The organism is Chitinophaga polysaccharea, from assembly GCF_902150045.1.
GTDB classification, from domain to species: Bacteria; Bacteroidota; Bacteroidia; order Chitinophagales; family Chitinophagaceae; genus Chitinophaga; species Chitinophaga polysaccharea_A.
Map to the genome: position 1 here is coordinate 509,020 of NZ_CABFVU010000004.1, position 14,009 is coordinate 523,028.

The 14,009-nt window shown below is 48.0% G+C and carries 16 protein-coding genes; 6 read left to right on the forward strand and 10 right to left on the reverse strand.

Translation table 11 applies throughout. The features are described from left to right. Positions 1 to 14: 14 nt before the first annotated feature. Positions 15 to 452 carry a MarR family winged helix-turn-helix transcriptional regulator gene (locus FN124_RS26800; protein ID WP_142687858.1) on the reverse strand — a complete coding sequence of 146 codons (438 nt, stop codon included), beginning with the start codon at positions 450 to 452 and terminating at the stop codon, positions 15 to 17. Between the two features lie 69 nt (positions 453 to 521). Next, positions 522 to 1,088, reverse strand: a complete 567-nt coding sequence (locus FN124_RS26805; RefSeq protein ID WP_142687859.1) for a Crp/Fnr family transcriptional regulator — start codon at positions 1,086 to 1,088, stop codon at positions 522 to 524. 107 nt (positions 1,089 to 1,195) lie between these two features. Here FN124_RS26805 and FN124_RS26810 point away from each other — a divergent pair, with 107 nt between their 5' ends. Continuing rightward, positions 1,196 to 1,969, forward strand: a complete 774-nt coding sequence (locus tag FN124_RS26810; RefSeq protein ID WP_142687860.1) for a type 1 glutamine amidotransferase domain-containing protein — start codon at positions 1,196 to 1,198, stop codon at positions 1,967 to 1,969. A 56-nt stretch (positions 1,970 to 2,025) separates the two neighbouring features. Here the strand turns inward: FN124_RS26810 and FN124_RS26815 are convergent, their stop codons facing one another. Then, a complete protein-coding gene (locus FN124_RS26815; protein ID WP_142687861.1) occupies positions 2,026 to 2,403 on the reverse strand; it encodes a DoxX family protein in 378 nt (125 codons plus the stop codon). Positions 2,404 to 2,417: 14 nt separating this feature from the next. Beyond that, positions 2,418 to 2,882: a hypothetical protein gene (locus FN124_RS26820; RefSeq protein ID WP_142687862.1), complete on the reverse strand. Its 465-nt coding sequence runs from the start codon at positions 2,880 to 2,882 to the stop codon at positions 2,418 to 2,420. A 122-nt stretch (positions 2,883 to 3,004) separates the two neighbouring features. Here FN124_RS26820 and FN124_RS26825 point away from each other — a divergent pair, with 122 nt between their 5' ends. Beyond that, positions 3,005 to 3,640, forward strand: a complete 636-nt coding sequence (locus FN124_RS26825; protein ID WP_185937394.1) for a MarR family winged helix-turn-helix transcriptional regulator — start codon at positions 3,005 to 3,007, stop codon at positions 3,638 to 3,640. Here the strand turns inward: FN124_RS26825 and FN124_RS26830 are convergent. The 4 genes from FN124_RS26830 to FN124_RS26845 all read right to left on the reverse strand — a co-directional run bounded on the left by FN124_RS26830 (position 3,637) and on the right by FN124_RS26845 (position 6,049). Next, positions 3,637 to 3,912, reverse strand: coding sequence for a Riean_0653 family protein (locus FN124_RS26830; RefSeq protein ID WP_142687864.1), 276 nt, complete (start codon positions 3,910 to 3,912; stop codon positions 3,637 to 3,639). The genes FN124_RS26825 and FN124_RS26830 overlap by 4 nt on opposite strands. Beyond that, on the reverse strand, positions 3,909 to 4,199 hold the full coding sequence (locus FN124_RS26835; RefSeq protein ID WP_142687865.1) for a Riean_0653 family protein: 291 nt from the start codon (positions 4,197 to 4,199) through the stop codon (positions 3,909 to 3,911). Before FN124_RS26835 ends, FN124_RS26830 begins: the two co-directional genes overlap by 4 nt. Before the next feature lie 94 nt (positions 4,200 to 4,293). Further along, entirely contained in the window at positions 4,294 to 5,007 is a 714-nt protein-coding gene (locus FN124_RS26840) for a hypothetical protein (RefSeq protein WP_142687866.1), read from the reverse strand. Between the two features lie 97 nt (positions 5,008 to 5,104). Then, the gene (locus FN124_RS26845) at positions 5,105 to 6,049 is read right to left on the reverse strand and encodes a hypothetical protein (protein WP_142687867.1); all 945 of its coding nucleotides are present in this window, start codon (positions 6,047 to 6,049) and stop codon (positions 5,105 to 5,107) included. A 267-nt stretch (positions 6,050 to 6,316) separates the two neighbouring features. Between FN124_RS26845 and FN124_RS26850 the strand changes: the two genes are divergently transcribed. Then, complete coding sequence (locus FN124_RS26850; protein WP_221887919.1) at positions 6,317 to 7,120, forward strand: class I SAM-dependent methyltransferase; 804 nt, start codon at positions 6,317 to 6,319, stop codon at positions 7,118 to 7,120. 6 nt (positions 7,121 to 7,126) lie between these two features. Here FN124_RS26850 and FN124_RS26855 read toward each other — a convergent pair whose 3' ends face one another. Continuing rightward, on the reverse strand, positions 7,127 to 8,623 hold the full coding sequence (locus tag FN124_RS26855) for a family 43 glycosylhydrolase (protein ID WP_221887920.1): 1,497 nt from the start codon (positions 8,621 to 8,623) through the stop codon (positions 7,127 to 7,129). A 16-nt stretch (positions 8,624 to 8,639) separates the two neighbouring features. Further along, on the reverse strand, positions 8,640 to 9,524 hold the full coding sequence (locus FN124_RS26860; RefSeq protein WP_142687869.1) for an AraC family transcriptional regulator: 885 nt from the start codon (positions 9,522 to 9,524) through the stop codon (positions 8,640 to 8,642). Between the two features lie 167 nt (positions 9,525 to 9,691). Here FN124_RS26860 and FN124_RS26865 point away from each other — a divergent pair, with 167 nt between their 5' ends. From FN124_RS26865 to FN124_RS26875, 3 genes are all read left to right on the forward strand, one after another. Further along, positions 9,692 to 11,116, forward strand: coding sequence for an arabinose isomerase (locus FN124_RS26865; protein ID WP_142687870.1), 1,425 nt, complete (start codon positions 9,692 to 9,694; stop codon positions 11,114 to 11,116). 145 nt (positions 11,117 to 11,261) lie between these two features. Continuing rightward, the gene (locus FN124_RS26870; RefSeq protein ID WP_221887921.1) at positions 11,262 to 13,631 is read left to right on the forward strand and encodes an ABC transporter permease; all 2,370 of its coding nucleotides are present in this window, start codon (positions 11,262 to 11,264) and stop codon (positions 13,629 to 13,631) included. Between the two features lie 96 nt (positions 13,632 to 13,727). Beyond that, complete coding sequence (locus FN124_RS26875) at positions 13,728 to 13,940, forward strand: hypothetical protein (RefSeq protein WP_142687871.1); 213 nt, start codon at positions 13,728 to 13,730, stop codon at positions 13,938 to 13,940. The last annotated feature ends 69 nt before the right edge of the window (positions 13,941 to 14,009 follow it).

Sequence of the window (14,009 nt, forward strand, 5' to 3'; positions counted from 1 at the left end):
TTGCTTCCCCTCTTTTATTCATACTCCACCAGCTTTGTTAAAGGCCCGATGGCTGCCTGCAGGATGGCCTGCTCTTCTTTCGTACAAACTTTATCAATGGCCTTACTTAACCATTCGTCCCGCTCTTTCCGCACTTTCAGGATCCGTTCTTTGCCGGCTACCGAAAGAGAAATGTTGATCTTCCGTTTATCATCGGGAGAAGCCGTTTTGCTGATCAGGCCCAGCTGGAAAAGGTGTTGCAGTAATTGCCCCATCGATTGGGGCGTCATTTTTTCCATCACCGCCAGCTCTGCTGATAGCAGGGAATCATGCTGGTCCAGTAATACCAGTACGGAACGCTCGCTTTGCGAGAGCTGTTCATCTGCCGGCGATAGTTTCCGCAGCTTTCTTACCAGCCTGGTAAGCAGTGGACGGAGCTGTGCAGCAAGTTGATGCGGATTCCGGGAAGCCATATAGTAAGGTAAAATTATAAGTTTACCTTACAAATATAATTATTTCCCGGGGAGAAATAAAAGAAATGGTTACTTCCCGGAAAAACGGCTCAGCGTTTCCCGCGATACGCCAAGATAGGCGGCTATCAGTGTTTTGGGCACCCGTTGGAAAAGAGTGGGGTACTGGGACACTAATTGCCGGTAGCGGGATTGTGCATCATCACTGAGCAGCGATAAGATCCGTTGCTGTAACGCAACATAGCCGGAAGTGGTTTTTACCCGGAAAAAGTGCTCCATTTTATGAGAGGTTTCGCAGAGCTTTCTTTTGTTTTCGGAAGATAAACAAAGCAGGGTGGAAGCTTCAATACAATCAATGCTCAGTTGCGCCGGCGTTTGATTTACGTAGGCCTGGTAATCGGTGATCCACCAGTCTTCCATAGCAAACCGGATAATATGTTCCTTCCCCGCCTCATTGATATATGAAGCTTTTAACAGGCCGCTCACTACAAAATATTCATGATCCACCGGGTTTCCTTCCTGCACAAGGAACTGCCGCCTGCGCAGTTTCTTTTCAGTAAAATAGGATCGTATATGATCGTATTCCTTATCCGTAAGCGGGGTAATTAATTCAATATGTTGTCGCAACGCATCATTCATATGGTACAAATTAACATAAAACCTGTGACCTATATCACAATTAAATGGTGATCTGCCTCCTTTCTCTGCCCATCGATAAGTAGCAATTTTGCATAAAAATCAGGTAAATGAAAACTATAAGAACGATGCTGTTGCTGTTATTACTGGGGCACCAGGCATACAGCCAGCAAGCCAAAATAATTAACCATCAGTCTATGAAAAAAATACTCATCGTTGTTACTTCCTTCAGCGAAGTAAAAAGTACCGGTCATAAAACAGGTACCTGGCTGGAAGGATTTGCTACTCCTTACTACCTGTTTACGGATAAAGGGATCCAGGTAACCATTGCATCTCCTGCAGGAGGGAAGGCGCCTGTTGATCCCAAAAGCACTGCTCCGGAATATTCCACGGAGGCCGTGAAAAGGTTTCTGAAGGATCCCGCAGCACAGGAACGGCTGGAGCATACCGTGCCACTGAAAACGGTGCATGCGGCAGATTATGACGCGGTTTTTTATCCCGGCGGTCATGGGCCTATGTGGGATCTTGCAGAGAATGCTACATCCGTGCAGCTGATAGAAACGTTTTATGCGGCCGGGAAGCCGGTGGCGCTGGTATGTCATGCGCCGGCAGCGTTAAAAAATGTAAAGGATAAGAACGGGGCGCCGCTGGTAAAAGGAAAGAAGGTGGCAGGATTTACAAATAGCGAGGAAGTGGCGGGACAAACCACTGCTGAAGTACCGTTTTCGCTGGAAGATATGTTAAAAGAACATGGCGCCAGTTATGTGAAGGGAGCCGACTGGCAGCCTTTTGCTGTAGCTGATGGCCACCTCATCACCGGTCAGAATCCTGCTTCCGCACAGTTAACAGGCGAAAAAGTACTTGCAGCCCTGGACGTGAAATAAGATAACAATAGCTGTATAAAGTCTTCAGGCCCGCCCGGTCTGAAGGCTTTCTTTTTTTAAGCCGCCTCCACCCGGGGATGCAGTTTATGATAGTACACATAAGAAACCACCAGGCTTACAAAAAATGAAGTATGGCCTATTTCCAGTAACACGCTGTCGCCGCTTGAGAGGTGCGCAATGGCCGCTGAAATGAGCGTGATGCCAAACCCGAAGTATGCAAACTCCCTGAGCTTTGGCGGCGTAAACGGCAGCAGCAGCGCCAGTGATCCCAGCAGCTTTGCAACGGTGAGCTCTATCCGGAACCAGTTGGGCAATCCCAGGTGGGCAAAGGCTCCTCTCATTCCGGGGTTAAAAGCGAAATTAAAAGCGCTCCACAACATCACCCCGGTAAGAATAAGGGTGGCCGTCCAGTAAATGATCTTATCTTTTTTCATGATGTTTTAATTGATCAGTTGAATTTGTAAACACTCAACAGGATGATGATAAAAACGATGAGCAGTTGAAGCAGGTGAAACAAACGGATGTTACCCCTGATCTTCTGAACAGTGCTGTCGGAGGTTTCAAGGAATTTAACAAGCTGCCTTTTCTGACGTACCCCGAATAAAAACGTGTTGAGAATAACAAGCAGCACCAGGGCAAATTTTACCCGGAACCAGAGCTGCTCTCCAAAAACGCCATGGGTCATATACATGATGCCTATGCCGGAAAGAATGATCAGCCCGATCCCTATCCTCATTAACACCGGGAATATGGAAATGGCCTGCATTATGGTGGCTGCCTTGGTTTTGTCGAGGTCGTACTGCTTCCAGAATTGCCGGAAACCCACGAAATCCGCTACAGAAGTGCCGGCGAAAAGAAGAAACCCTATGAGATGAAGCACTATAAAGCCCTGGAAAAGAATCTGTGTTGACATCGGATGATGATTTTTGTATGACGGAATCGTAATAATAATAGTAAATGTATAACGGAAATGTAGTAAAAACAAAAAATCCGAAGTATTTTTTCTATTATTGCTACGAAAATAAAATATATGGTATGAATAAAGCGGTAGAACTGATCACGGAATGGGGGGCATATGATGAGCAGCACCCGGGAAGCAGTATTGAAGAATTTTGCAGGCATTACCTGGCTGGTAAACAAACACGCAAGCCTGTTTCCCCGGAAGGAAAATTTCTCCCGGTGAACAGCGATGGCATCCTGATGAGGGTCATTGGCCGCATTTTTAAACTGCATACCATTTATACGGTAGCGGCGCTGGAAGGTACCGGGATCAACACTATTGACGAATATTCATTACTTAATACGGTGGCGCAGCTGAAGGAGCCCCGCAAAACGGAGGCCATCTATGCAGCCCTGCAGGAGCTGTCTACCGGCACAGATAAACTGAACCGCCTGAAAAAGCTCGGTTACCTCACTGAATACGATGATAAGGAAGACAAGCGCTCCAAACGCCTGAAGGTAACCCCCAAAGGAGAGAAAGTACTGATCCAGTGCAGGAAGCGTGTCAGCCAGTTAGCGGAGTTAATGTTCCACGACATGACAGACGACGACCGTAAATTGTGCATACAGCTGTTGAAAGGCGTGGAAACCAAATTCACCGGCATCTGGCAGTCGCACAAAGGGAAAGATTTTGAAGAGATCTATGCAGAGATCATAACAGGCAAAGATTAATATTTCATATCAAACCGCCCTTCAGTCATACGAACAGTATCACAACCAGCTGTTATGAGCGTACAGATAAAAGTACCGGCAACGATCTTTTGTCCGGTATCCAGTTTGGTGATCACCAGTTGCCCTTCCTGTTTCACATGCTCCGCATCCATACCAATATATTCACAAACGGTGCCGGAGCTGATGCGTCTCCTCATATAAATGAAAGCCACATCCTTCATTGGGGTGGTAATGGGATAAGCGCCCGTTTTATCCAGGTTAGTAACTATCACCTGGAAACTGCGTTGTATAAATCCCCGGGGTCAAAACGGGTCATAGTAAGATTAAAACTTCCACCATGGGCATTGGGATCATAGTAAGCGCTGGGATTAGCCGGGCCTACGCTTCCCCGTGGAATAAATACTTTCCCGTTTACCAGGCTGCCAACTGTATTTTTACCTTCTGCCGTAATCGCAGGCAGCGTATCCACAAGGGGAGAAGGAGGATAGGTTGTTCCCTTACCACAATACATGCATAACAGGGAAACAGATAGCATAGCAATACAGCACAATTGTTTCATGGGTCTTATTAAGAGGATATTAAATTACTACATACTCAGGATAAAACGCGAAAGTGCCGGCAAAATTGCCAGCCCTTTCCCTCATTTTTTACATTTACTTATCTACATCCATACAGTAGGTAACGCAATGCCATACTTTTTGAAAGTCTTTTCCTTCATGCTGTCCGCTGGCTTCTTCGGTAAAAGTGCCTTCCAGCATATAACGGCCTGGCCATGCAGGTGAAAAGGTAACGTCACCGGCCTTTCCGGCTTTGAACTTCTTAGTCCATCCTTCCGGCGATTGTACGGTTACCTCTCCTTCGGCAGGAGCAGCCTTCATATAGCTCAGCTGCACGGAAGCAGGCTGCTGCAGCTTGTTAGCCTTTTTGAGATTGGTCAGCATGGAAAAGTCCGTATATTCCTTGGCGTTATCTGCACCCGTCAGGGAGTTATTTACTTTCACCAGTCCCATGGCATAGTAATGGATCTTACTGCCGCCATACACTTCCTGCACGGTATGATCAATTGACAACAGGTGCGTGCCGGCAACAGCCGGCGTAAAAGTGGCGGTGAAATAATTACCGTTAGGTGTAACGGTCAGCTTTTCTTTCTGCCCGTCTGGCTTCACCAGGTACAGGGTAAAATCTTTCATATTGCTGAACCAGTGCTGGATGGAATCCCGCTCATTGCCGGCATATTCTCCCAGGAAAACCTTTACTTCCTGTGGCTGCCCGATCTTCCCGGTGGTAATGGTTTCAATCCAGATGGCATGTGCAAAAAGCGGCTGAAGGCTACAGCATAAAATAACAGAAAACAGGAATTTTTTCATTTTAGCTCGGTTTATAAACAGGGCAAAGCTACACCGGGAAGGAGGGGGCGGATAGGCGAAAGTGGAATATTATTTACGCAATCGGGAAAAACAGCGTCTATTCTATGCTCACCAGGTAATGCAGCAGCCGTTGCAGGTCCTGGTTTACGGACCGGATAGTGGATTGCAGTTCATTTACCATGGCGGCCCGGGTATGCAGGTCATCTGCCTTATACACGCCGCCGTCGCCAAAGAACAACGATATTTTTGATTTGCTCGCGTTGCCCTCCAGGTCGAACCGCTCCCATCTCTTTTTTACATGCGCCGCCAGTGAAATCTGCCCGTTGTTGCTGAAATGCCTTTCATTGAGCACATACCAGGTGAAAGGAGGATAAATAGCGGAGGTGTCAGGCATATACCAGATATCGGACAATACATTCCGCAGATGCGCCAGCCGCACTTTTTTCCGGGCGGCATTGATCGTTAGCGCACCCAGACCTGCAGAAAGGAGCCCGCCGCCAATGGCAACGGCATTCTGTGGGCCATCTTCTTTAATCGCTACCGTGGCAATGGTGGTAATGGCGCCGGTGATAATGGAAGCCACGGTGAGCCGGGTATTGCGCTTGCTGTTGAAATTATCCAGGTACCTGGCCAGCTGGTCTGCTTTTTCCCCTTCACAATCCAGTTCAGCGGCAATACCGGCAATTTCCAGGGTGGCCAGCAGCAAACGGTGCTGGATCCTTGAACGGATCTCCGCTCTTTTCATCATCACGGCCAGTGTAGTATCTCCGGCAACGGCCTTCATTTGCCGGATCAGGAACAGGGTGCCGGTAGCATTGGCCATCAGTACTTCGTGTTCCGGCAGGTCGGGGTTAGCTTTTAACAGCGAATCGGTGTTCTTTAAGGGAACAGTGTCCTGGCTGCTGCTGAAAGCGTCTGCCGGTGCACAATAGCTGCCGGTAATGGTAAGGTCGTTGCTGTTGATCACCCGAGGGGTTTTGCAGGCATATAACAGGACCAGTATCAGGCTGGCAAAAAGTAAAAGAATGCGGCGTGTTTTCATGCTGGCATTTTATCATCATACACTACAAAAAAAACGCTAAATGGTTTGCCCCTTTGCTTTATTCTTCAGCGGGTAATATCCACCGGAGTCCTTAATAAAGGCTGGCAGCTGCGTATCTATATGTCCCGGGTTGGAATAGAGCTCCCCTGGTAAGTAACAGCACCGGATTATTTTTGAGAGACAGATGCTGTTCTAAAGTATGGCTATTTTCTGTTTACAAAATGTTATATTTAATCTCATCTTTTCCAGATCCATCAATAAGCACCCATGAGTAATACCGCGAATGAAAGAGCCGCCATGCCGAAAGACAGCAGCGTTTTAGACAGCAGGAGTTTGCAAAACAGCTATGCCACACTGATACCACTTCTCCATGAAGGAATGCGGGTGCTGGATGTAGGTTGCGGCACCGGTGCCATTTCTGCAGGCATAGCCGCCGCAGTGGGCGCCACAGGAACCGTGGTGGGCATCGACAACAGCGCGCACCTGGTAGCAAAAGGCAATACCGATCATGCAGATGTGCCTAACCTTACACTCGTGGAAACCGATCTCTTTGCTTACCAACCCGCAGAAAAATTTGACCTGATCGTTTCTGCCAGGGTATTGCAATGGTTAAGCAATCCCCGCGAAGCATTACTTAAATTCAAATCCCTGCTCAAACCCGGCGGTTATATTTCTATCCTGGATTATAATCATACCCAACTGGAATGGACGCCGGCGCCACCGGAAAGCATGCAGCGCTTTTACAACGCTTTCCTCGCATGGCGCACTGACGCAGGCATGGATAATGAAATCGCCGATCATCTCCCTTCACATTTTGAAGCGCTTGGCTTTCACAAAGTTGAAGTACTGAACGCGGATGAGATTTACAACCGTGGTGAAAGTAATTTTGCTGAAAAAGCTGGGATCTGGTCCAAGGTAGCGGAGCTGAGAGGACCACAGGTAGTGGAAAGCGGTTTTATTACAGAGGAAGAACGGATACAGGCTGTTACAGACTACCAGGAATGGTTGGCCACAGCCGCGCAGAAAATGGTAATGAAACTGAAAGATGTAAGGGCCAGGATAGAGGAGTAATTTCAGCTACTCCTCTAGGTATGTTTCGAATTTCAGTACCCGGTCTTTTTCAATACGGAACGATTGCCCGCAGTCGGTGCTGTAAGCTGCAATGCTGCCGGGAGTTTCACCTTTACCGGTAATACCATAGCAACCGCTGCTGGTAGACGACCGGACCACTATTACATAACTACGTTTGCCCGTTACAGTTAGCATAGGCTTTATCGCTACCGGTTGGGGCGACCAGCTGATACTGTTGCGCCCTACAGCCGTTTCATATAATGCTTTTCCCGGTAGGGGCAACCCTTTTTCATCTGCCGGGTAAATACTGATATGAAGATCATCGTCGGGATAACCACTTTTAAAAACGGTAACACTTATACTTGCCAGCCTGCCGGAACGGGTAGGGGTAAAGATCTGGGCGTGTTGTATACAGCCATGGATATCACATTGGGCACTGAAGCCATCCTGGCCGCTGCTGTTATCAGGTTTTATTTTCACCTTGGCAGGCCGCGCTGCGTGTATAGGTAATGGTATACTGTTTTTACACACAATCGGCTCCACCGCTCCGCTGGCATCAAAGGAAAGCGGCGCCCAGTAGTAATTAGCCAGCGCTTCATTTTTCGCGGCATTGTTCCACAGGTCGCTGCCGTAAATAAATACGCTGTCGCCGTTCAACTTAACAAGTGATACAAAGGAAGGTTGCCCTCCGCAGGATTTGTCGCTGATCTTTATACCGTCAGACCATGGGCCTAATGGTGAGGAGGCGCGCCGGTAAGAGGTGCCTGTCCCGGAACAATAGCCACAGTTTGGATCGGAATAAAACAGGTAGTAGCTGCCGTTGCGGCGGAACAGGGCAGGGGCTTCCGTGTTTCCTTCCGTAACAGCCTTCACATGCTCGCCGCTGCCGGTAAGGTAATCAGCGCTGAGCTTTTCTATTACAATAGTGCCTTTTGTTTGCCAGTCGGTATACGCAATATAAGCGGTGCCGTCTTCGTCCACAAAAGTATCATGATCGCCATTGTTCAGTCCTGCTACAGCGCCGTTGCTGTTCACTGCCAGCCGCGGCCCGGCTACTTCGGTGAACGGGCCTGTGGGCCGGGAACTGGTAAATACGCGGAAGCCTGTACGATTATCATATACGTTGATCCATAACACATACTGCTTTGTTTTTTTATTGTAGATCACATGCGGCCGGAAACAGCCATAGGTACTGCCATTACAGCGTGCCTGCCATACCGGTGTGCGTGCGTCGAACAAAAATCCTTTGTCGGTCCAATGTTGCAGATCGGTGGAGGTGTATACTTTGAACCCGCAGAAGGGCGCATCTTTCCTTCCCCATTCAAAGCCGCAGCCGTAGCTGGTGCCATACAGGTAGTAGGTGCCATTGAAACAGGCGATCTCGCCATCATGCGCATCAATGGCGGCGCCTGCAGTGCTGAAACGGATCGTTTGCTGCTGATGCCTGTTGAAGTTGATGATAGATGAATTCGTTTGTGCATCTACGTTATATACAAATGCCAACAGGCAGCATATACTGCTAATGGCCGCCCTGCGCCATCTTCCGGTATGCTGTGGGCGTAAGACCGGTCTTCTCTTTAAAGATCCTGGAAAAATAGAACGAAGAATCAAACCTGAGCGCATAAGCAATCTCTTTTACAGATACAGCAGGGTCATTTAGCAATTCCCTGGCTTTCTCTATTTTAAGTTGTATATAATACTGGAAGGGCGATAACCCTGTATATTTCTTGAATTCTTTCCTGAACCAGGAGTACCCTACCTGTAGTTCTTCTGCTGCCTGCCCGGGAGAATAATGCCCGGAAATGTGCGAGCGGAACAGCAGCCGGGCCTTGTTCATAAGTTCCTCTTTGTCTTTATTTCCCGCTGCCTGCTGCTTTACCAGGTAGTGGATGTTACCCATCATATGAAGCACTGCGCCGGCAATCAGTGGCTGGTAACCGGGGTGCTCCTGTTTTGTTTTTTCTATAATGAGATGGAATAACTGCAATATTCCCTCCTGGAAACCGATATATAAACAGGGCTTTTCCCTGGTAATAAAACTTTCCTTCAGCAGGTTGTCCAGCACAGGGCCTTTCATGCCAACCCAGTATTCGTCCCACCCTGTTTCCGGCGAAGGCCGGTAGCGGTGTCTTTCCCCGGGGAACAACAGGATGATGGTGCCTGCCTTTACTTCATGCTGCCGGCAGCTGTCTGATTCAAAAATCCCCTTGCCGCCGGTGATGTAGATCACCTGGTATTCGCTTAGCACACGTCCTGCTTTCCAGTTGAAATGATGATGCGCAGGATGATCTTTCCCGGGGTAAATTCCCGTTGCCGTTACGCGTGTACAGCCTGTATTCACTACCCATAAACCCCAGCTTTCATCTTCACGGCTTACCGGCAGGTATTTGTAATAATTGATCATAACGCTCCTTCCGTTTACATAAAAATATAAAAAGCAGGAAAGGATAGGGAAAGTAAAAATAAATTTTACTTCCTGCCGTGTTTATATCATAATGTACAATTGAAATATCAAATAATTCATCACAACAGTAATAGTTTTATTCCTGTTTATCATTCAAAAATTATCTTATGAATACATTAAAAGCAGGCCTGTTTGGAATTGGTCTTGCTGCTTACTGGGAACAGTTCGAAGGTTTGCAGCAGCGGCTGTCGGGCTACATCGGTGTTGTGCATCAGCTGCTGCAGGGCTATGGCGCAGAGATCGTCAATCTGGGGTTAATAGACACACCGGAGAAGGCGTTTGAAGCAGGCAGCCGTTTCCGGCAGGAAGAAGTGGATCTCATCTTTTTATATGTTACCACTTATGCGTTATCTTCTACGGTGCTGCCGGTAGTGAAAAGGGCAAAGGTGCCGGTGATTGTATTAAACCTTTCCCCCGAGGCGGCTATTGATTACGGTACATTTAATAACCTCGGCAACCGTACAGCTATGACCGGCGAATGGCTGGCCTTTTGCGCTGCCTGCCCGGTACCGGAAATAGCCAGCGTATTCAAACGCTCAGGCATTCCTTTTTACCAGGTCACAGGCATGCTGCACAATGATCCCGGTGTATGGAAAGAAGTAGAGGAATGGATAGCCGCGGCGAAAGTAGCGCATGCCATGTATCACAACCGGCTTGGTTTAATGGGCAATTATTACGGTGGTATGCTGGATATATATTCCGATCTTACCTTGCATGCAGCGGTGCTGGGCGGGCATATGGAAATTATTGAAGCAGATGAATTATCGGGTATCCGTGCTACCGTTAGTGAAACGGAAATTGCCGCCAAACTGCGGGAAGCCCAACGGGTATTTGAGATACAGCCCGACTGCTCCCCGGAAGAATTGCACCGCGCTGCGAAAACAGCGGTGGCGTTGGATAAGCTGGTAGCCAAACACCAGCTGGGTTCCCTGGCATATTACCATAAAGGAAGCGGTAACGCAGTGAATGAAGATACTATGAGCTCCGTTATTATGGGAACTTCGCTCTTAACAGCACAGGGTATTCCTGTAGCAGGTGAGTACGAGGTAAAGAATGCACAGGCCATGAAGATCATGGATTGCTTTGGCGCCGGTGGGTCTTTTACGGAATACTATGCCATGGACTACCAGGATGATATTGTACTGATGGGGCACGATGGGCCTTGTCATCCTGCAATTGCAGCGGGTAAAATAAAGCTGAAGCCTTTACAGGTATATCATGGAAAAGTAGGAAAAGGCTTATCTGTGGAGATGTCGGTAGCGCATGGCCCTGTTACCCTGCTGTCGGTAGTGGAAACGGGCAACGGAACCCTGCAGTTCCTGCTGGCAGAGGGCATGTCTGAAGCCGGTCCTATCCTGGAAATCGGCAATACCAACAGCCGTTACCGCTTTCCTATAGGCGCCAGGAATTTTGTGGAAGCCTGGAATGCACAGGGGCCGGCACACCATTGTGCAGTAGGCAAAGGACATATTGCCCCCCGTATAAAAAAGCTGGCGGAGTTACTCGGTATTCAGGCTGTCCAGGTTTGCTGAGGCCGGGCTGAACAGCGGATATTATAAGCGGTCAGTTGCTGTATCAAAAGCGGACATATTATTGAAAAGAAGATTCTCTAAATTGCTGACATATATATTACTATTGTGTGGCATGTTTTTTTAGTTGACCGTATAACTGATACTGATGATCATGATAAGAAATTACTTCCGGATTGCGTGGCGCAACCTGGTGCGCAATAAGGCTTTTTCTTTTATCAATATCCTGGGATTGGCTCTCGGACTGGCCAGTAGCCTGCTTATGATCCTCTGGGTGCAGGATGAAAAAAGTGTGGATGCCTTTCATGCCAATAGTGATAAATTATACCAGGTATATGTGCGCCAGTTGTCTGCCGGGAAAGTGGATGCCGGCTATCTTACACAGGGGCCGCTGGCTGCTGAGCTGAAAAAAGAAGTACCTGAAGTTGCTTACGCCAGCGGGTTCCAGGCTTTTCCACCGGTGGCATTGAGGGCAGATGATAAAATAATGAAGAGCACAGGGGCCTATGCCGGCGCCGATTTTCTCAGGATGTTCAGTTATCCCATATTACAGGGCAATAGAACCACTGCATTGGATAAACCGGGTACCATTGCCATTTCCAAACACCTGGCTGAATTATTTTTTGGCAGCCCGGAAAACGCGCTGGGGAAAACACTGCGGTATGAAGATACTACAAGCCTCGCTGTTACCGCCGTATACGATATGCCGGTCAGCTCCTCCCTGCAGTTCGACTTCCTCCGCAACTGGGAAGATTTTACCGCTAATAATGCATGGACAAAAACCTGGGGCAGTTTCAGCCCGCTTACGTATATCCTTCTCCGTGACCATGCCGATGCCGGTAAGGTAGCCGCTAAAATAAAAGACTTCGTTTACAATTACCAGACCCGCAGCAACGATTCCTATATGGAGCTGGGATTACAGCCCTATAGCGAAAAATACCTGCACGCCGTATTCAATAATGGTGTTCCTGATGGCGGTCGCATAGAATACGTACGCCTGTTTACGTTACTGGCTATATTCATTATGCTTATCGCCTGTATTAATTTTATGAACCTGGCCACCGCACGTTCAGTAAAAAGGGCAAAAGAAGTAGGTGTACGAAAAGTAGTAGGGGCCAGGCGTTCTGCACTGATCCTTCAGTTTATCGGCGAAGCCCTGTTGCTGGCTTTCCTCTCGTTGGCGATCGCATTACTGGTGGTAATGCTGCTGTTGCCTGCATTTAACCAGCTTAGCGGAAAGCAGTTGGCATTGCCCGTTTCACAGCCTGCCTTCTGGGCTATCCTGCTGGGGCTAATGGTCCTCACCGGCTTTGTGGCTGGCAGTTATCCGGCGTTGTTCCTTTCCGCCCTGAACCCTGTGAAGGTGCTGAAAGGCAGCCTGAAATTCGGAGCCGGGGCCACTAATTTCCGTAAAGGGCTGGTGGTATTCCAGTTCACCTTATCCATCCTGCTGATGATAGGCATGTTCGTGATCTACCGGCAAATGGATTACGTACAGACAAAGAACCTGGGCTACGACCGGCAGAACCTACTCTATATTCCCATTGAAGGCGAACTGATCACCAAATACGACGTATTCAAAGCCGCAGCTGCTAACCTGCCAGGCGTGCTGGCCATCTCAAAAATGAAAGAAACGCCTACAGTGATAGAACATCATAAAGGAGACCTGAACTGGGCGGGGAAAGACCCTAATGATCCTGCCTCTTTTGCCGATGCTGCAGTAGGGTATGATTTTGTAAAGACCTTACATCTCACCCTGCTGGAAGGCCGTGATTTTTCGAAGGAATTTGGCAACGATTCCGGCAGCTATATCCTGAATGAAAGCGCGGTGAAAAGAATTGGTTATACACACCCCGTAGGGCAACCGTTCACACTCGGCAATGTTTCCGGTACCATCATTGGCGTGCTCAAAGATTTTCATTTCAATTCCATGCATGATGCCATTGAACCGCTGGTGATCCGTTTGGATGAGAAGCCAAAGTGGGGCAGTATCCTGGTAAGAACCGCCGGCGGCAAAACAAAGCAGGTACTGGCAGGCCTGGCAGGCATCTGCAAAAATATTAATCCCAATTTTCCTTTTACTTACCAGTTCTCCGATGAAGAATATACGAAGCTATATAAAAGTGAACAGATGGTAGGTAAATTGTGCAATTACTTTGCCTGCCTGGCAGTATTTATTTCCTGCCTGGGCTTATTTGGCCTGGCCATGTTCACCGCCGCGCAACGCACAAAAGAAATAGGAGTGCGAAAAGTCCTGGGCGCCTCCGAATCCAATATATTCATTTTGTTGTCGACAGGCTTCCTTAAACCCGTATTTACAGGAATGCTCATTGCCTTTCCACTGGCATGGTTCACTATGAGCCGTTGGCTAACCCACTTTGCTTACAAAACAGATCTCGAATGGTGGATCTTTGGTGGAGCAGGGCTTATTACCATCATCATTGCTTTACTTACCGTAAGCTTCCAGAGCATCCGTGCAGCTGCCATGAATCCCGTGACAAGCCTGAAAACGGAATAATCCTACTGATTGGGGCGCTAATTCCCCATTATAACACTAAAAACAGGGCCATAGCAATGGCATGTGTATTGCCGGTACTTACATAAACGCAACATTATGAAAGTACTTGGCATCATCCTCATTATTGCTGGTATTGCAATGATCCTTATCAGGGGCTTCTCTTTTCAAACAGAAAAGAAAGTGGTAGACATCGGCCCTGTTGAAATCAATAAGAAAGAAAACCGCTGGATAGGCTGGCCTACATACGCAGGTGGCATTGTAGCCATTGTGGGTGTGGTACTGGTAGTATCCGGCAAACGGAAAGACTGACCTAACGCTTATCCATAAACGGTAATACATCCTGTTGGTAAAGTATTATCTTTAGGCTCATGCCGGTTG